Below are 16,923 nucleotides of genomic sequence, written 5' to 3' on the forward strand. Positions count from 1 at the left end.
CCCTTCCGGAACCCGTCCACCCACCCGACCTGGAGACAATGATGTCCGAGACCCCGATCCGCATCCTCGCCAGCAGCGAAGCCGTTCCCGTCATCCGCCGCGAGCTGTCCCGCCGCGGCTTCCTCAGCGTGGCAGCCGCCGCCGGCGCCGCCGCGCTCCTCACCGCATGCTCGCCCGGAGGCGGCGGCTCGCCCGCGCCGGGCGCCACCGGAGGCGCGCTCGAGAGCGACCTGTCCGTGTACACCTGGGGCGACTACGACAGCCCCGACGTGCTCGAGGCGTTCACGAAGGAGCAGGGCCCGAAGATCGAGCTGTCCTCGTTCAACTCGAATGAGGAGATGATCGCGAAGCTCACCGCGGCCAAGGGCAGCGCGGGCTACGACATCGTCGTGCCGACGGGCGTCTACATCCCGCAGATGGTGCAGAACGGGCTGCTGCAGAAGCTCAACCACGACCTCATCCCGAACCTGAAGAACGTCGACCCGGCGTTCTCCGGCCGCGGCTGGGACCCCGACAACGAGTACTCCATCTGCAAGGCCTGGGGTACCACGGGCTTCGTCTACGACAAGACCGTCATCACGCGCGAGCTGACGGGCTGGGCGGACTTCCTCGACGCGGCGCAGAACGAGGCGAGCGGCAAGACCTCGATGCTCGACGATGCCAGCGAGCTCACCGGCGTGTACTTCTGGGCCAACGGCATCCCGTGGACGACGCAGGACACGGCCGACCTCGATGCCGCCGAGGACTTCCTGGTCAACACCCTCGCACCGCACATCGAAGCCTTCGACTCCTACCCGGGCGGCGGAGCGATCCAGCAGGCCTCCCACGTGCTGATGCAGGCGTACAACGGCGACGTCCGTCTCGCGCTGATGGAGAGCGAGGAGCCGGACCGCTGGCAGTGGGTCTTCGGCGGCCCGAAGACCGAGATCTGGATGGACAACTGGGCGATCCCCGTGGGCGCTCCGCACCCCGAGGCCGCGCACGCGTTCATCGACTACGTGCTCGACCCCGAGGTGTCACTGCAGGAACTCGACTACATCGGCTATCACACCGGCGTCGCAGGCATCGAGCAGGCGGCCAGGGATGCGGGGCTCGTGATGCTCGACCTGGTGTTCTTCACCCCCGAGCAGATCGAGACCATGGAGGAGGGCGAGGTCAACGACTCGCTCACCAGGGTCGTCGACATCTACAACAAGGTGAAGGCGGCGGCGGGTGCCTAAGAAGGCCGGAGTCGCGCTCGCGTTCCCCGCGTGGGCCTGGCTGCTCTTCTTCTTCGTCATCCCCGTCGGGTACGTGGTCTGGTATAGCTTCGGCTACAAGCCCGGGCTGTTCGGCACGCACGCGAACGACCGCCTCTCGTTCGACCGCTATCTCGAGGTGCTCACGCCGACGTTCTTCGCGACGTTCCAGAACACGCTGTGGATCGGCATCATCGGTACGCTCGCATGCCTGGCCATCGGAGCACCGGTCGCGTACTGGATGGCGGTCAAGGCGCCGCCGTCCAGGCGGGGACTGCTCGTCGCCCTGGTGATGGTGCCGTTCTGGACCAATTTCCTGGTGCGCACGATCGGATGGCAGATCATCCTGGCGCCGAACGGCTGGCTCTCCGGCGTGTTCGAGAGCCTCGGCTTCGGGCCGCTCGAGATCCTCTACAGCCGGCCCGCCGTGCTGCTGGGCGTGATCTACAACTACCTGCCGCTCATGATCCTTCCGCTGTTCGTCGCCTTCGACCGCGTCGCGCCGTCTCTGCGCGAGGCGTCGAAGGACCTCGGAGCGAACCGCTGGATGACCTTCCTGCGGGTGACGCTGCCGATCGCGCAGCCGGGTCTGGTCGCAGGCATCCTGCTGGTGTTCATCCCGCTGATGGGTGACTACATCACCGCGACCATCCTGGGCGGGGCGAAGGGCAACATGATCGGCCAGATGGTGGCGATCCAGTTCCAGACAGCTCAGAACTGGGCACTCGGCTCGGCGATGGCGGTCACGCTGATCATCATCATCATGCTCACCGCGGCGGTCGCTCTGGCACTGGTCTGGCTGATCGGACTCCCGTTCCGGCTGCGCAACCGCGTCGTGCTCGATCCCGCCCCCGCCTCGCCGGCGTCCGCCGTCGTCACCACCACCGGAGGTGCCGCATGACCGCGGTCGACAGCCGTCCGCTCGGGGACGACACCCGCACGATCGTCACCGCGCGCAGCACCGTGAAGCCGCGGCGCCAGCGCTCCCGCGGCGATCGCGGATTCACGATCTGGGGCGTCGCCGTGCTGGCGTTCCTGTTCCTGCCCATCGCCGTGGTCGTAGTGTACTCGTTCAACACCGGGCGGCTGCTCACCTCGTTCACCGATTTCGGGTTCGACTCCTTCGCCGCGATCGTGACCAACAGCGTGATCCGCGACGCCGTGCTGGTGTCGGTACAGACCGGCTTCATCGCCGCTCTGCTGGCGAGCGCGCTCGGAACGCTCGCCGGCATCGCGATGGCCCGGCACCCCGGCAAGTGGGTGTGGTGGTTCCTCGGCCTGCTGCTGCTGGTGTCCGTCACCCCCGAGATCGTCGACGCGGTCGCCCTGCTGCCCTGGCTGGTGACGCTCGGTCAGGACTGGGGCATAGGGCTGTTCGCGAACGGCATCGTCCGCCTCGTGGTGGGCCACTCGCTGTTCTCGGTGGCGATCGTGTCGTATCTGGTGCGCGCTCGGCTCATCGGCCTGGACGCGCAGCTGGAAGAGGCATCCGCCGACCTGTACGCACGGCCGCTGACGACGTTCCGTCGCGTGACGCTGCCCCTCGCGATGCCCGCGGTGCTCGCCGGCTTCCTGCTGTCGTTCACGCTCAGCCTGGACAACACCGTGATCGCGGCATTCGTCTCGGTGGCGGGATCGACGCCGTGGCCGGTGTACATCCTCGGCTCGGTGCGCACCGGGCTGCGGCCCGAGATCGCTGCCGTGTCGACCATCATGCTCGTGCTCACGCTGGTCGCGCTCGCGGTGGTCGCCATCGTGCTCAAGAAGGCGGGCGATTCCGCCGCCGACATCGCCCGGACGATGGCGGGTGGCTGAGATGACGTACGCGGACATCGTCTTCACCGGAGGTCGACGCGGGGGCAGGGCCTTCCTCGCGGACGGCGCACGCGGCACAGCACAGGCCGTCGCCGTCACGGCCGGCAGGATCAGCGCGGTCGGACACGACCTGAGCGAGCTGATCGGGCCGCGGACCGAGGTGGTGGACCTCGCCGGGCGACTGCTCGTGCCCGGGTTCCAGGACGCGCATGTGCACCCCGTCTGGGGCGGGCTGGACATGCTGCGCTGCGACCTGGCGGCGCTGGGGACCAGGGACGAGTACCTGGCACGGATCGGCGCGTTCGCCGTCGAGCACCCCGACGACGCCTGGGTACTCGGCGGCGGGTGGCAGATGTCGGCGTTCCCCGGCGGAACGCCGACGGCCGCCGACCTCGACACCGTCGTGCCGGACCGCCCCGCGTTCCTGCCGAACCGCGACGGGCACGGCGCCTGGGTCAACTCGCGCGCGCTCGCGCTGGCCGGGATCACCAGGGACACCCCCGACCCCGCCGACGGCCGGATCGAGCGGGATGCCGACGGCCACCCCAGCGGCACCCTGCACGAGGGCGCGATGGGCCTGGTGAACCGGCTGCTGCCCGACGAGCCGCCGGAGCGGCTCGTGGAGGCGCTGCTGCTCGGCCAGCAGCACCTGCACTCCTTCGGCATCACCGCGTGGCAGGACGCCATCGTCGGCACGGAGTACGGCGACGCGGGAGACCCGCTCCCGGCATACCTCGCGGCCGGGGCATCCGGCGCGCTCACCGGCCGGGTCGTGGGGTCGCTGTGGTGGGACCGGTCGCGCGGGCTCGATCAGATCGACGACATCGTCGCCCGCCGGGAGGCCGGCACCGCCGGGCGGTTCCGCGCCCGCAACGTGAAGATCATGCAGGACGGCGTCGCGGAGAACTTCACCGCGTCGATGCTCGAGTCGTACTGCGACGGTCACGGGCATCCGACGGGCAACGACGGCATCTCGTTCGTCGCTCCCGATGTGCTGAACGAGGCCGCCGTGCGGCTGGATGCGCTCGGCTTCGGCCTGCACTTCCACGCGATCGGCGACCGTGCGGTGCGCGAGTGCCTCGACTCCGTCGAAGCGGCGCTCGCCGCGAACGGGCCGCGTGGCAATCGGCATCACATCTCGCACATCCAGGTCGTGCATCCCGACGACATCCCGCGGTTCCGTGCACTCGACGTGGCGGCGAACATGCAGATGCTGTGGGCCACGCTGGAGCCGCAGATGGTCGAGCTGACCATCCCGTTCCTGGGTGAGACCCGCGCGGCCTGGCAGTACCCGTTCGGCGACCTGCTGCGCTCGGGCGCCACCCTCGCGGCCGGCAGCGACTGGTCGGTGTCGACACCGGACCCGCTCGCCGCCATCCACGTCGCGGTGAACCGGCAGTCGGCGCCGAGCGAGTGGGAGGGCGACTACCCGCCGTTCCTGCCCGAGCAGGCGATAGACCTGGGCACCGCGCTCGCCGCCTACACGGCGGGTTCCGCGCGGATCAACCACCTCGACGACACCGGCACCATCGCCGTCGGGATGCTCGCCGACCTGGCGCTGCTCGACCGCGATCCGTTCGAGCATCCGGCCGAGGAGATCGGGCACACCCGAGTGGTCGGAACCTGGGTGCAGGGGGAGCGGGTGTATACGGCCTGACGTCCTTGACAAAAGGGTGCGGGCCGGGATCACTGATCCCGGCCCGCACCCTTTCGCGTGGTCAGACGGTGTATCCGTCCGCGACGTCCAGCGCCTCATCGATCACGCCGAGACCGCGCACCAGGTCCTCCTCCGAGATCACCAGCGGCGGGGCGATGTGCGTGCGGTTGAAGTGCAGGAACGGCCACACGCCGCCCTCCTTCGCCGCCGCCGCGAAGGCGCCCATCGGTGCGGCATCCGCGCCTGCGGCGTTGAACGGCACCAGCGGCTCGCGGGTCTCGCGGTCGCGCACCAGCTCGATCGCCCAGAACAGGCCGCGGCCGCGCACCTCGCCGACCGACGGATGCTTCTCCGCCATCGCCCGCAGCGCGGGCTCGACGACACGGCTGCCCAGGTCGCGCACGCGCTCCAGGATGCCGTCGCGGCGGAACACCTCGAAGGTCGCGACGCCCGGCGCACAGGCCAGCGGATGCCCGGAGTAGGTCAGACCGCCGGGGAACGGCGCGTCGTCGAAGTGCTTCGCGATGCGATCGGAGATCACCACGCCGCCGAGTGGCACGTAGCCCGAGTTCACGCCCTTCGCGAAGGTGATGAGGTCGGGCTTCGCGTCGAAGGCGTCGATGGCGAACCACTCGCCGATGCGCCCGAAGCCGACCATCACCTCGTCGGCGATGTACACGATGCCGTGCCGGTCGCACAGCCCGCGCACACCGTCGAGGTATCCGGGCGGCGGGACGAGCACGCCGTTGGTGCCGACCACGGTCTCGATGATGATGGCCGCGATCGTGCCGGGCCCCTCGAGCAGGATGGTCTGCTCCAGGTGCTCCAGGGCGCGCTGCGACTCCTCCTCGATCGTCGTCGAATGGAACGCCGAGCGGTACAGGTACGGCCCGAAGAAGCGCACGGTGCCGTTGTCGCCGATGTCGTTCGCCCAGCGCCGCGGGTCGCCGGTGAGCGAGATCGCGGTCGCCGTGGAGCCGTGGTAGCTGCGGTACATCGACAGCACCTTGCGGCGCCCGGTGAACTGGCGGGCCATGCGCACGGCGTACTCGTTCGCCTCAGCACCGCCGTTGGTGAAGAACACCTTCTCGAACCCGTCCGGTGCCACCTCGGCGATCAGCCGAGCGAGCTCGCCGCGGACGTCGTTCGCCATGGACGGCTGGATCGTGGCCAGCCGTCCCGCCTGCTGCTGCACGGCGGCGACGAGGTCGGGATGCTGGTGGCCGAGGTTCAGGTTCACCAGCTGACTGGAGAAATCGAGGTAGGTGTTGCCCTCGTAGTCCCAGAACGACGATCCCTCGCCGCCGGCGACGGGGAGCGGGTCGATCTTCGCCTGTGCGCTCCACGAGTGGAACACGTGGGCGCGGTCGTCCGCGCGCACCTGGGCGTCGGTCTGTGCGGTCTGCGTGGTCATGGTCTGCCTCCTCAGTGCTTTCAAGGACTCAGTGGTTGCTCGGGAAGCCGAGGTCGACCTGCGCCGGGGTGTGGTCGGGCCAGCGCGTGGTGACCACCTTGGAGCGGGTGTAGAAGTGGATCGACTCCGGACCGTAGATGTGCGAGTCGCCGAACAGCGAGGCCTTCCAGCCGCCGAACGAGAACGCGCCGACCGGCACGGGGATCGGCACGTTGATGCCGACCATGCCGACCTCGATGTCGAACTCGAACTGGCGTGCGGTGCCGCCGTCACGGGTGAAGATCGCCGTGCCGTTGCCGAACTGGTGGGCGTTGATGAGCTCGACGGCCTCGGCGTAGGTCTCGACGCGCACGACCGACAGCACGGGGCCGAAGATCTCGTCCTCGTACAGCTTCATGCCGGGCTTGACGTCGTCGATCAGGCTGATGCCGGTGAAGAAGCCGTCGCCGTCGAGGCGCTCGCCCGCGGCGATGCGGCGGGTGCCGTCGATGAGCACGGTGGCGCCCTCGGCCTCGGCGCCCGTGACGTAGGACTCGACGCGGTCGCGGTGCTCGCGGGTGATCAGCGGGCCCATCTCGCTGGCGGCATCCGTGCCGTCGCCGATGCGCAGGTCCTGGACCTTCTCGGTGATCGAGGCGATGAGGGGCTCTGCGACGTCGCCGACGGCGACCAGCACCGAGACGGCCATGCAGCGCTCGCCGGCGGAGCCGTAGGCGGCAGAGACGGCGGCGGCCGCTGCGCTGTCGATGTCAGCGTCGGGCATGACCACCATGTGGTTCTTCGCACCGCCGAGGGCCTGCACCCGCTTGCCGTTCGCGGACGCGCGCTCGTAGATCGACTTCGCGATCGGGGTGGAGCCGACGAAGCTCACGGCCTTGACGTCGGGGGAGTCCAGCAGGGCGTCGACAGCGGTCTTGTCGCCGTTGATGACGTTCAGCACGCCGTCGGGCAGGCCCGCCTCCTGGAACGCTTTCGCCAGCCAGATGGCGGCGGACGGGTCCTTCTCACTGGGCTTGAGCACGACGGTGTTGCCGCACGCGATCGCCGAGGCGACCATCCACAGCGGCACCATCACCGGGAAGTTGAACGGCGTGATGCAGGCGACGACGCCGACGGGCTGCTTCACCGAGTGCACGTCCACGCCGCGGGCGACCTGCTCGGCGCGCTCGCCCTTGAGCAGGTGCACGAGGCCGGCGGCGAACTCGACGTTCTCGATGCCGCGGGACACCTCGCCGGCAGCATCCGAGAGCACCTTGCCGTGCTCGCTGGTGACGATCGCGGCCAGCTCGGGAGTGCGGTCGGCGAGGATCTGACGCAGCCGGAAGAAGACGTCGGCGCGCTTGATCAGACTGGTGGCGCGCCAGGCAGGCAGGGCGGCCTTGGCCGCGGCGATCGCGCGCTCGGTCTCCTCTGCGGTGGCGACGGCCACCTGACGGTGCGCCTCGCCGGTCGCGGGGTTGTAGACGGGCAGTGTGGTGGCCGCCTCGGCGCCTTCGACGCCGTTGATGTAGTGCGGGATGAGAGTCATCTTGATCTCCTGGTCGAACACTCTGACCGACACGAACGCGCATCGGGATATCCTTATCCTGACTCTGATCAGGAGGGGCCCATGGCGGCAGATCGTCAGGAAACGGAGGTGATCCGGACAGAACGTCCGGATGCCGGTGCGCTGATCACCGTCGCGGATGCCCTGGCGATCCCGGCGCTGCGGGGCGGGCGGCCCGATGTGCTCGTCGGGGGCGCGTTGCTCGACGTGCCGGTGCGCTGGGCGCACATCTCCGACAGTGAGGACGCCGCTCGGATGCTCGAGGGCGGCGAGCTGCTGCTCACCACGGGCGCGGGCTGGCCCGGCGCCGACGACCGGCTGCGGGCGCTCGCCGAAGGGCTGCACTCCGCGCGCGCAGCAGGCATCGTGCTCGAGCTGGGCGGTCGATTCCCGACGGTTCCGCCCGCGCTGGTGCAGACCTGCCGTGACCTGGGGCTCGCCCTGGTCGTGCTCGAGCAGGAGGTGAAGTTCGTCGCCGTCACCGAGGCGATCCACCGCCTGATCACCCAGGTGCAGTTCGATGCGCTGCAGGCCAGGCAGCGGGTGCACGACCTGTTCACCGGACTGAGTCTGCGCGGTGCTCCGGCCGGCACGGTGGTGCGCGAGACCGCCCGCATCCTTGGGGCTCCGGTGCTGCTGCGGACCGCCGCCGACGAGACGGTCGCCTTCGCCGCCGCGGGGCGTGAAGAGGCACAGGTGCTCGACGCGTTCCGTGACGGCGAGGTGTGGGAGCGCGTCACTGTCGAGGCGCGCGGCACGCGCTGGGGCCGGCTGCACGCGCATCCGGATGCCGGGCATCCCGCCGGCGTGCTCACTGTGCTGGAGAGCGCGGCGACCGCGCTCGCCCTCGGTCGCCTCGCCGACGGCGACGACCGCGCCTGGGAGCGGGCGGCGAGCACCGCGCTGGTGCGCGACCTGCTCGACGAGTCGTTCGCGACGCCGGCCGACGCGCGCGCACGGCTCGAGTCCGGTGGTTTCCCCGTGCACGGACGCGTGCTGCACACGCTCGTCGTGCGCGACGCGGATGCCGCGATGCTCGACGCCGTGACCGCGTCGCTGTCCACGCGGGGCGCCGTGCGACAGGCGGTGGACGGACGGGACGGGATCGTGCTGGTGTCGCTGCCGGACGGCATCCGCGCGTCCGAGGTGGACCCGCTGCTCGCCGGCGTCGGCGCTGCGCTGGCCGCGTCCGGTGCGGGGGCTGCCTGGGGGCCGCGGGCGGATGGCGTGGAGGGCATTGCCGCGTCGGTGCGCGCAGCGCGGGTGCTCGCGGCGCGCGCTGTCGCCGGAACCGTCGCACGCGGCGACGGCCGGCCGCTGATCCGCCTGGCGGGCGAGCTGCAGGGCGACCCGCGACTGGCCGCGCTGCGCGAGGAGCTGCTCGCCCCGCTGGAGGAGTGGGATGCCGCGCATCGCGGCGACCTCGTCGAGGTGCTGCGCGCCCTGGTCGCGCACCCCACCAGCAGAACCGCCGCGGCTGCGGCATCCGGTCTGTCCCGCTCGGTCTTCTACCAGCGCCTGGAGCTGATCGCCGATCTCACCGACGCCGACCTGGAGGACGGCGAGACCCTCGCCGCCCTCCAGCTGGCCCTGCTCGCCTGATCAGGCGATGTAGACCTTCCGCACCGTCTCCGTCACGGTCCAGGTCGTGCGCATGCCTTCGGCGAGGCGCACGACCGAGCCGGGGCCGATCTCGAGATCGGCCAGCGCCGGGTCGTCGAAGGCGACGACGGCTCGGCCCGAGAGCACGACGAACAGCTCGTCCGCCTCGGTGTCGGTGGCGACCCCCGGGGTCATCTCCCAGATGCCGATCTCGCGCTCACCGGTGTCGTCGAGCACGGCGACAGCGGTTGTGGGGGCGCCCTCGACGACATCCGACGCGGGCAGCGCCTCGTGCACGAGCGCGAGATCCGTGACGGCCGAACCCGCCGCGGGCAGCGCGGTCACGAGTCGAATCCCATGCCGACGGCGTCGAGCACCTTCAGCAGCGGACCGCGTCGTCCCTCGTTGTGGTCGGCGCGATCCATGGCCGCACGCACCATGTTCACGCCCATCGCCGCGGCGGGCTCCGGCGGGAACGGGATCGGCTTCTTGCGCACCATCTCCAGCTCGGTGCGCTCGGTCTTCTCGCCCGCCAGCTTGTCGAGCATGACGTCGGCGCCGAAGCGGGAGGCCCCCACGCCGAGCCCGGTGAACCCGGTCGCGTAGGCGATCCGGCCCTTCCGCGCCGTGCCGTAGAACGCGCAGAACCGGCTGCACGAGTCGATCGCACCTGCCCAGCGGTGCGTGAAGCGCAGACCCTCGAGCTGCGGGAACGTCGTGAAGAAGTGCTCCGCCAGCTTGCGGTGGCTCTCCATGCGGTCCTCGTACTCGGCGCGCACCTTGCCGCCGAAGTGGTAGATCGCGTCGTAGCCGCCGAACAGGATGCGGTTGTCGGCGCTGAGCCGGTAGTAGTGGAACTGGTTCGCGCTGTCGGCCAGGCCCTGGCGGTTCGACCAGCCGATCGACGCCAGCTGTTCCGTGCTCAGCGGCTCGGTCATCAGCACGTAGTCGTACACGGGCACGGTCATCAGGGCGTTGCGCTTGAGCAGCGACGGGAACACGTTGGTCGCCAGGGCGACTCGCTGCGCGTTCACGCGGCCGCGGTCGGTCACCACCGTGACGGCGCCGGATCCGTCGCCGTCCAGGCGCTGCACGCGGCTCTGCTCGAAGATCTCCACGCCGAGGTCGGCGGCGACACGGGCGAGCTCGAGGCCGAGCTTGGCGGGATGCACCATCGCGCAGCCCTCCTTGTCCCAGGAGCCGGCGAGGTAGGTGTCGGAGTGCACCTCGGCCTGCACGGCCTCGCGGTCGAGGAAGCCCTCCTCCTCACGCAGCCACTCCACCTGGTGCGGCTCGACCGCCAGCGCGAGCTGGCCGGTGCGCTCGAAGTCGGCGTCGATGCCGTAGCGGCGGATCGAATCCTCGATGCCGTCGAGGTTCTCGAGGCCCATGCGCTCGAGCTGATCGATCTCGTCGGGCCAGCGACTCAGGCCGTTCTCGTGGCCGTGCGTGAGGCTCGCCTCGCAGAAGCCGCCGTTGCGGCCGGTGGCAGCCCAGGCGACGCGGGACGCCTCGAGCAGCACGACCCGGCGCTGCGGGTCGCGCTCCTTGGCGCGGATCGCGGTCCACAGACCGGTGTAGCCGCCGCCGACGATCGCGAGATCGGCGTCGATCGTCGCAGTGAGGGGCGGATGCTGCACGCGCTGCACGTCGTCGAGCCAGAACACGGCGAACGCCGTGTCCCTCAGCGCGTTGTCAACGATGGTCGGGTTCGGGCGACGGCGTTCGAAGACCGTGGTACCCATCTATATCTTCCTCTCGGGATGATCCCGCAGACCGCGGAATCCGTATTGGTTTCGAGTTGAAACTGTCGTTATCGTACGTGAAAGGCGCGATAGCGCACGAGATTCGTATCGCGTACGGCGCTGGCGACGAAGACGCGGTCCTGCAGCCGGCTGAGCGCGGGAGAGGACGTCTCCACCTCGAGTGCAGTGTGGAAGGGGCCCTCCATGCCGGCGCGGACGCCACGGGCGCGCAGCAGAAGCAGCTCTCCGCCGGCCGTGCGGGCCGAGTAGCGGGCATCCAGGTCGAGCGCCCCGTCGGCGCGGATGATCTGCCAGTCGGCGCCGCCGGGCAGGATGTCGGCCTCGACGCCGCCGGTGATCCGGCCGCCGATGATCGGCACGACACGGCGGGTGCCCGCCCTGGTCGCGCCGTGCAGTTCCGGCTCGCCGAGTTCGACGACGACGTCGAAGGCGTGCTCGAGGACCGGGTCGGCGATCGGCGCGGTCATCGCCGCACCGACAGTGACGCGCGCTCGTTGAGCGTCGCCGGGTGGAAGCCCGCGGCCTGCTTGTACGCCGTCGCGACGGACTCGAGCTCCTCGGCGGGGATCACGTCGAGGATGTCGTCGAAGCCCTGCGGCGCGCGCTCGGCGGCGAGGATCATCACCTGCTCCGGCCCTGTGGCGCGGGTGGATGCCAGCAGTGCGGTCATGGCCGGGCGGCGGGCCTGCTCGTAGGCGGCGAGCCCCTCCTCGATCGACGGGGCGGTGGTGAGCTCGTAGGCGAGGGTCCGCGCATCCAGGATCGCCTGCGAGCCGCCGTTCGACCCGTTCGGGTACATCGCGTGCGCGGCGTCTCCGATCAGCGTGGTGCGGCCGAAGGTCCACTGCGGCAGCGCGTCGCGGTCGACCATCGGGTACTCCAGGATCTCGTCCGCGGCGGCGATCAGTGCGGGCACGTCGATCCAGTCGAAGGTCCAGTCGCGGAACAGGTCCACGATCGGCCCCGGGTCGACGGCGCGGTTCCAGTCCGCGTCCGGGCTGCCCTCGCCGCGCCGCTCCGCGATGAAGTTGATCTTCACGCGGCCGTCGGCATCGGGGGAGGAGAGCGGATAGGCGACGAACTTCTGGTCGCCGTCGCCGGCCATCACCATGGTCCGCCCGTCCAGGAACGGTTCGGCGGTCGTGACGCCCCGCCACAGGGTGAGTCCGCTCCACGGCGGCGCGCCCTCCGCGGGGTAGCGGATCGCGCGCAGCGACGAGTGGATGCCGTCGGCGCCGATCACGACGTCGGCCTCGATGCGCGCCTCGCCGTGCGCGGTCTCGAAGACGGCGGTCGTGGGAGCGCCGTCGACGATGCCGGTGAGGCGGTGGCCGAGACGGATGACATCGTCGCCGAGGCGTTCCCGCACGGCGTCCCGCAGCAGCAGCTGCAGGCGGCCGCGGTGCACGGAGCACTGCGGCCAGCGATAGCCGGCCTCTCGTCCGCGCGGCTCCGACCAGATCAGCTGGCCGAACCGGTTCGTGTAGGTGAGCCGCTCCGGTGCGACGGCGAGGTCCTGGATGCGGTCGGCCAGTCCGAGCTCGTCGAGCTCGCGGATCGCGTGCGGCAGCAGGTTGAGGCCGACTCCGAGGCCGCGGATCTCGCGGCTGCGCTCGTAGATCTCGATGTCGTCGTGCCCGGCGGCCTTCAGACTGAGGGCGGCGGCGAGTCCGGCGATGCCGGCCCCGATGATGGCGATCTTCATGGTGCTCCTGTCGGTGCGTCGCTCAGTGGGCGCCGACGCGCTCGGCCGACTGGATGATGGTCTCGACACCTGCCATGAACAGGTCCCGATCCTCCAGTTCGGCCAGTGCGACGACGTTCTGCGCGACGAGCGGGTACTTGCGGGGGTCGGCGAGCAGCGGGCCCTCGAACCACGGGCTGGAGGTCGCGTCGGCGTCAGCGGTGCTGCGCGCCCTGGCGATGCCGGATGCTCCGGAGAGGATGTGGGAGGCCATCAGTGCGTAGTGCCGCACGAGATCTCCGTCACGGAGCCCTGCGACGGTGAAGGCGTCGAGCATGAACTCCACGGCGGTGAGTTCGCCGTCGCCGTGGGTGGTGAGCACGGTGGCCTCCGCACCGATGGCGGGGTAGGCGATGTACCACTTCAGCGTCGACGCGGCGAGCTCGCGCAAGCGGGCCTGCCACTGCTCGCGAGGAGCGGTCACCTCGGCTGCCGCGCGCAGGTCGATCTCGTCGAGCAGGGCGCTCATCAGGGCGTCCTTGCTGCGGAAGTGCCGGTAGATCGCGGTCGGATCCGCGCCGAGGTGCACACCGAGCTCGCGCACGGAGATGGCGGGCACGCCGGTGCCGGCGAGTTCGAGACCCGCGTCGACGATGGTCTGCGCGTCCAGGCGCGCTCGCCGTGCGGAACGCGCGGATGCTGCTGAGTCGGTCATGAATCCTTCTTTCGTCGCCTCACCATCGTGGCACGGCGACGGGGCCAGTACGGCTGGTGGACAACGGTGTAGTCAACAGCGTTGACAACGCTGGATCGAATGGATAGCGTGAACGCCGATCACCCTTCGACGAAGAAAGGTCGGGCGATGACGCAGGAGATCGTCTTCCACGGCGGTGCCGTGTTCACAGGAGCCGGAGAGCCTCTGCACGGCCACGCGGTCGTGGTGCGCGGGAAGCGCATCGTCGCCGTCGTGCCGGAGGAGCACGCAGTCGAGATCGCACCGGATGCCCGGCGCATCGACCTCGCCGGAGCACTGTTGAGCCCCGGGTTCCAGGACGCGCACATCCACCCCGTCGGCGGCGGCATCGAGCTCCTGCAGTGCAACCTCACCGAGGCGGAGACCGCCGAGGAGACCGCCGCGCTCATCCGCGCCTACGCCGAGAGCCACCCCGACGAGGAGTGGATCCTCGGCGGCGGCTGGGGCATGGACCACTTTCCCGGCGGGAACCCGCCGCGCGGCCTCCTCGACGAGGCCGCCGGCGGCAGGCCTGTGCTGCTGCAGAGCCGCGACCACCACAGCACCTGGGCGAGCACCGCCGCCATCGAGCGCGCCGGGATCACCGCCGAGACCCCCGATCCCGCCGACGGCCGGATCGTGCGGGAGCCGGACGGCTACCCGGCCGGCACCTTCCATGAGGGTGCGGGGGACCTGTTCGAGGGCGTTCGCCCGGCGACCACGGCCGAACTGTCGTATCAGGGTCTGCTGCGCGCGCAGGAGGAGCTGATCGCCCTGGGCATCACCGGATGGCAGGACGCCATGGTCGGCGCGGGGGTCGCGGGCATCGCGGACCCGCTCACCGCCTACGAGCGCGCACTCTCCGAGGACACGCTCCAGGTGCATGTGGTCGGTGCCCAGTGGTGGGTGCGTGACGGCGGCCTGGACCAGGTCGAGACGATGGTCGCGCGCCGGGAGAGGATCGCGGCGGAGCATTCGGATCGCCGGCTCGATCTGGCGACCACGAAGATCATGGTCGACGGCGTCGCCGAGAACCAGACCGCGGCGATGCTCACCCCCTACCGCGACGGTCACGGGCACGACACGGACAACAGCGGGCTGAGCTTCATCGACCCCGAGGCGCTGCGGCGATATGTGACCGCGCTCGATGCCGCAGGTCAGCAGGTGCACATGCACGCGCTCGGAGACCGGGCGGTGCGCGAGGCGCTCGATGCCCTGCAGGACGCCAGGCAGGCCAACGGCGACACCGACGGACGTCACCACCTCGCGCACCTGCAGATCGTGGCGCGGGCCGATGTGCCGCGCTTCGCCGATCTCGACGCCGTCGCCAACATCCAGGCGCTGTGGGCGACCCACGAGGACCAGCTCGACGAGCTCACTCTCCCGTTCCTCCAGGACGGCCAGGTCGACCGCCAGTACCCCTTCGGCGACTTCGCCCGCGCAGGTGCCCGGTTCGCCGCCGGGAGCGACTGGCCGGTGTCCACGGCCGATCCCGTCCAGGCCATCCACATCGCCGTGAACCGGGCGTACCCCGGTTCCGTGCAGGGGCCGCTCGGCGGACCGCAGCAGTGCCTCGATCTGGCCACGGCGATGGCCGCCTACACCTCGGGCAGTGCTTTCGTGAACCGTCGCGAGTACGACACCGGCAGCATCCGCGAGGGCTACCTCGCCAACCTCGTCGTGCTCGACCCCGATCCGTTCACGCTGCCGGCATCCGAGATCCACACCTCGCGCGCCGTCGCGACCTGGATCGAGGGTCGCAACGTCTACTCCGCAGTACCCGCAATCGCAACATCCGACACCCGCAAGGAGCTCTCATGACCCGCACCCGCACCCTGCGCGCGGTCGTCCTCGGCGCAGCGACGCTGCTCGCCGTGGGCGCGCTCACCGCATGCAGCAGTCCTTCCGGCGACGACGCCGGCAAGGACGACAAGAACATCGACTGGGAACTGACCACCGAGACCGCCGCGCCCAAGGGTGACATCGACGAGATCACCTGGGCGAACTACTCCGAGCCCTACTCGCTCGACTACGCGTACGCCTTCGACTACAGCGACAACCAGGTGCTCGCGAACGTCTGCGAGTCGCTGCTGCGCCTCAATCCGGACTTCACGCTCACTCCGTCACTGGCCGAGTCGTTCGACCATCCCACTCCGCTGACCTGGGTCTACACCGTGCGCGACGGCGTGACCTTCCACGACGGCACCCCGCTCACGGCGGACGACGTGGTCGCCTCGCTGAGCCGTCACCTCGACCCCGCAGTGGGCTCGTCGTGGTACTCGGTGTACCAGAACGTCGCGAGCATCGAGAAGACTGGCGACCGTGAGGTGACCGTCACCATGAAGTCGCCCGATTCGCAGTTCAACCTGTCGATGGGCGGCTCGGCCGGCGTCATCGAATCGGCGAAGACGCTCGCCGAGAAGGGCGCGGACTACGGCAACTCGACGGGCGGCGTGAACTGCACGGGTCCGTTCTCCCTCACCGAGTGGAAGTCGGGGGAGTCGATCACCCTCACGCGCTACGATGACTACTGGGACGAGGGTCTGAAGGCGAAGTCGAAGAGCTTCGAGTTCGTGTTCATGGGCGACTCCACCGCCCGCGTGAACGCACTCAAGTCGGGCAGCGTGGACGGTTCCTGGATGATCCCGATCGAGGCCGTGCCGACACTGCGCGCATCCGGCAAGGGCGACGCGCTGTTCGCGCCCAGCACCGCCGTCGGCGACATCGTGATCAGCAACCTCGACGGACCGCTCGGCGACGTCCGGGTGCGCAAGGCGCTGCTGATGGCGATCGATCGGCAGGGCATGCTCGATGCCGCCGCCCGCGGCGTCGGCGAGGTCACCGACGTGTTCACCTCGGAGAACGTCTGGGGAGAGGCGTCGGATGCCGCGCGCACGGCCGCTTTCGACGACGTCGAGCACTACGGCTACGACGTCGCGGCGGCCAAGAAACTCATCGAGGAGGCCGGCGTCGAGGGGGAGACCCTCACCTACGTCACCGCGCCGATCGGCAACGACTTCGCCGTCATCTCGCAGGCCGTCTCCGCAGCAGCGCAGTCGATCGGCCTGAAGGTGAAGGTCGAATCGGTGAGCCCGGCGGCCTACACCGCGCTGTTCTCGGACCCGAGCGCCCGTGAGGGCGTGGACATGTTCTACACCAGCTGGTACCTGTCCAGCCCTGACGCGCTGGAGATGTACTCGGTGCTGCGCACGGGCGAGTTCAGCAACTACGGCGGCTGGTCGAACCCCGAGTTCGACGAGGTGGTGAACCAGGCGATCGCCACGGACGACCCGAAGGCGCGCAGCGAACTGACCGCGAAGGCGCAGCAGATCGCCAACGCCGAGCTTCCCTGGCTGCCGCTCTCAGAAGGCCCGATCCCGTTGTTCATGGGCGAGCGCGTCACCGGCATGCAGCCGTCGATGGCGTTCCTGTACTACCCGTGGGCCGCGACCCTCGGCGCCCGCTGAT

14 protein-coding genes are annotated in these 16,923 nt (G+C 70.0%); 7 read left to right on the plus strand and 7 right to left on the minus strand.

Going from position 1 to position 16,923, the window contains the following annotated elements; translation table 11 throughout:
- Positions 1–41: 41 nt before the first annotated feature.
- The 4 genes from DY023_RS14905 to DY023_RS14920 are packed head-to-tail and all read left to right on the plus strand — an operon-like array spanning position 42 to position 4,710.
- Positions 42–1,220: a polyamine ABC transporter substrate-binding protein gene (locus DY023_RS14905; protein ID WP_181905867.1), complete on the plus strand. Its 1,179-nt coding sequence runs from the start codon at positions 42–44 to the stop codon at positions 1,218–1,220.
- Entirely contained in the window at positions 1,213–2,139 is a 927-nt protein-coding gene (locus DY023_RS14910) for an ABC transporter permease (protein ID WP_116243136.1), read from the plus strand. Before DY023_RS14905 ends, DY023_RS14910 begins: the two co-directional genes overlap by 8 nt.
- The gene (locus tag DY023_RS14915) at positions 2,136–3,053 is read left to right on the plus strand and encodes an ABC transporter permease (RefSeq protein ID WP_116243137.1); all 918 of its coding nucleotides are present in this window, start codon (positions 2,136–2,138) and stop codon (positions 3,051–3,053) included. Before DY023_RS14910 ends, DY023_RS14915 begins: the two co-directional genes overlap by 4 nt.
- 1 nt (position 3,054) lies before the next feature.
- The gene (locus DY023_RS14920; RefSeq protein ID WP_116243138.1) at positions 3,055–4,710 is read left to right on the plus strand and encodes an amidohydrolase; all 1,656 of its coding nucleotides are present in this window, start codon (positions 3,055–3,057) and stop codon (positions 4,708–4,710) included.
- Between the two features lie 61 nt (positions 4,711–4,771).
- Here DY023_RS14920 and DY023_RS14925 read toward each other — a convergent pair whose 3' ends face one another.
- Together DY023_RS14925 and DY023_RS14930 are read right to left on the minus strand one after the other, a co-directional pair.
- Positions 4,772–6,124, minus strand: coding sequence for an aspartate aminotransferase family protein (locus tag DY023_RS14925; RefSeq protein WP_116243139.1), 1,353 nt, complete (start codon positions 6,122–6,124; stop codon positions 4,772–4,774).
- 28 nt (positions 6,125–6,152) lie between these two features.
- Complete coding sequence (locus tag DY023_RS14930) at positions 6,153–7,652, minus strand: CoA-acylating methylmalonate-semialdehyde dehydrogenase (RefSeq protein WP_116243351.1); 1,500 nt, start codon at positions 7,650–7,652, stop codon at positions 6,153–6,155.
- 108 nt (positions 7,653–7,760) lie between these two features.
- Here DY023_RS14930 and DY023_RS14935 point away from each other — a divergent pair, with 108 nt between their 5' ends.
- On the plus strand, positions 7,761–9,272 hold the full coding sequence (locus DY023_RS14935; protein ID WP_181905868.1) for a PucR family transcriptional regulator: 1,512 nt from the start codon (positions 7,761–7,763) through the stop codon (positions 9,270–9,272).
- On the opposite strand, the gene DY023_RS14940 is transcribed toward DY023_RS14935, so the two are convergent.
- The 5 genes from DY023_RS14940 to DY023_RS14960 form a co-directional block, all read right to left on the minus strand.
- Positions 9,273–9,617, minus strand: coding sequence for a cupin domain-containing protein (locus tag DY023_RS14940; protein WP_116243141.1), 345 nt, complete (start codon positions 9,615–9,617; stop codon positions 9,273–9,275).
- Positions 9,614–11,017: an NAD(P)/FAD-dependent oxidoreductase gene (locus DY023_RS14945; protein WP_116243142.1), complete on the minus strand. Its 1,404-nt coding sequence runs from the start codon at positions 11,015–11,017 to the stop codon at positions 9,614–9,616. Before DY023_RS14945 ends, DY023_RS14940 begins: the two co-directional genes overlap by 4 nt.
- 68 nt (positions 11,018–11,085) lie before the next feature.
- Positions 11,086–11,505: a DUF3237 domain-containing protein gene (locus tag DY023_RS14950; protein WP_116243143.1), complete on the minus strand. Its 420-nt coding sequence runs from the start codon at positions 11,503–11,505 to the stop codon at positions 11,086–11,088.
- Positions 11,502–12,743: a flavin-dependent oxidoreductase gene (locus tag DY023_RS14955; RefSeq protein ID WP_116243144.1), complete on the minus strand. Its 1,242-nt coding sequence runs from the start codon at positions 12,741–12,743 to the stop codon at positions 11,502–11,504. Before DY023_RS14955 ends, DY023_RS14950 begins: the two co-directional genes overlap by 4 nt.
- A 22-nt stretch (positions 12,744–12,765) precedes the next feature.
- Entirely contained in the window at positions 12,766–13,437 is a 672-nt protein-coding gene (locus DY023_RS14960; RefSeq protein WP_116243145.1) for a TetR/AcrR family transcriptional regulator, read from the minus strand.
- Between the two features lie 147 nt (positions 13,438–13,584).
- Between DY023_RS14960 and DY023_RS14965 the strand changes: the two genes are divergently transcribed.
- Together DY023_RS14965 and DY023_RS14970 are read left to right on the plus strand one after the other, a co-directional pair.
- A complete protein-coding gene (locus DY023_RS14965; RefSeq protein WP_116243146.1) occupies positions 13,585–15,276 on the plus strand; it encodes an amidohydrolase in 1,692 nt (563 codons plus the stop codon).
- Positions 15,273–16,922, plus strand: coding sequence for an ABC transporter substrate-binding protein (locus tag DY023_RS14970; RefSeq protein WP_116243147.1), 1,650 nt, complete (start codon positions 15,273–15,275; stop codon positions 16,920–16,922). Before DY023_RS14965 ends, DY023_RS14970 begins: the two co-directional genes overlap by 4 nt.
- The last annotated feature ends 1 nt before the right edge of the window (position 16,923 follow it).

This window comes from Microbacterium bovistercoris (genome assembly GCF_003387575.1).
In the GTDB taxonomy this organism is placed as follows: domain Bacteria; phylum Actinomycetota; class Actinomycetes; order Actinomycetales; family Microbacteriaceae; genus Microbacterium; species Microbacterium bovistercoris.

What these genes read in the sequence shown, in the direction of transcription:
- DY023_RS14905 (WP_181905867.1), top strand. Translation starts at nt 42, where the DNA reads ATGTCCGAGACCCCGATCCGCATCCTCGCCAGCAGCGAAGCCGTTCCC.
- DY023_RS14915 (WP_116243137.1), top strand. Translation starts at nt 2,136, where the DNA reads ATGACCGCGGTCGACAGCCGTCCGCTCGGGGACGACACCCGCACGATC.
- DY023_RS14920 (WP_116243138.1), top strand. Translation starts at nt 3,055, where the DNA reads ATGACGTACGCGGACATCGTCTTCACCGGAGGTCGACGCGGGGGCAGG.
- DY023_RS14925 (WP_116243139.1), bottom strand. Translation starts at nt 6,124, where the DNA reads ATGACCACGCAGACCGCACAGACCGACGCCCAGGTGCGCGCGGACGAC.
- DY023_RS14930 (WP_116243351.1), bottom strand. Translation starts at nt 7,652, where the DNA reads ATGACTCTCATCCCGCACTACATCAACGGCGTCGAAGGCGCCGAGGCG.
- DY023_RS14945 (WP_116243142.1), bottom strand. Translation starts at nt 11,017, where the DNA reads ATGGGTACCACGGTCTTCGAACGCCGTCGCCCGAACCCGACCATCGTT.
- DY023_RS14950 (WP_116243143.1), bottom strand. Translation starts at nt 11,505, where the DNA reads ATGACCGCGCCGATCGCCGACCCGGTCCTCGAGCACGCCTTCGACGTC.
- DY023_RS14955 (WP_116243144.1), bottom strand. Translation starts at nt 12,743, where the DNA reads ATGAAGATCGCCATCATCGGGGCCGGCATCGCCGGACTCGCCGCCGCC.
- DY023_RS14960 (WP_116243145.1), bottom strand. Translation starts at nt 13,437, where the DNA reads ATGACCGACTCAGCAGCATCCGCGCGTTCCGCACGGCGAGCGCGCCTG.
- DY023_RS14965 (WP_116243146.1), top strand. Translation starts at nt 13,585, where the DNA reads ATGACGCAGGAGATCGTCTTCCACGGCGGTGCCGTGTTCACAGGAGCC.
- DY023_RS14970 (WP_116243147.1), top strand. Translation starts at nt 15,273, where the DNA reads ATGACCCGCACCCGCACCCTGCGCGCGGTCGTCCTCGGCGCAGCGACG.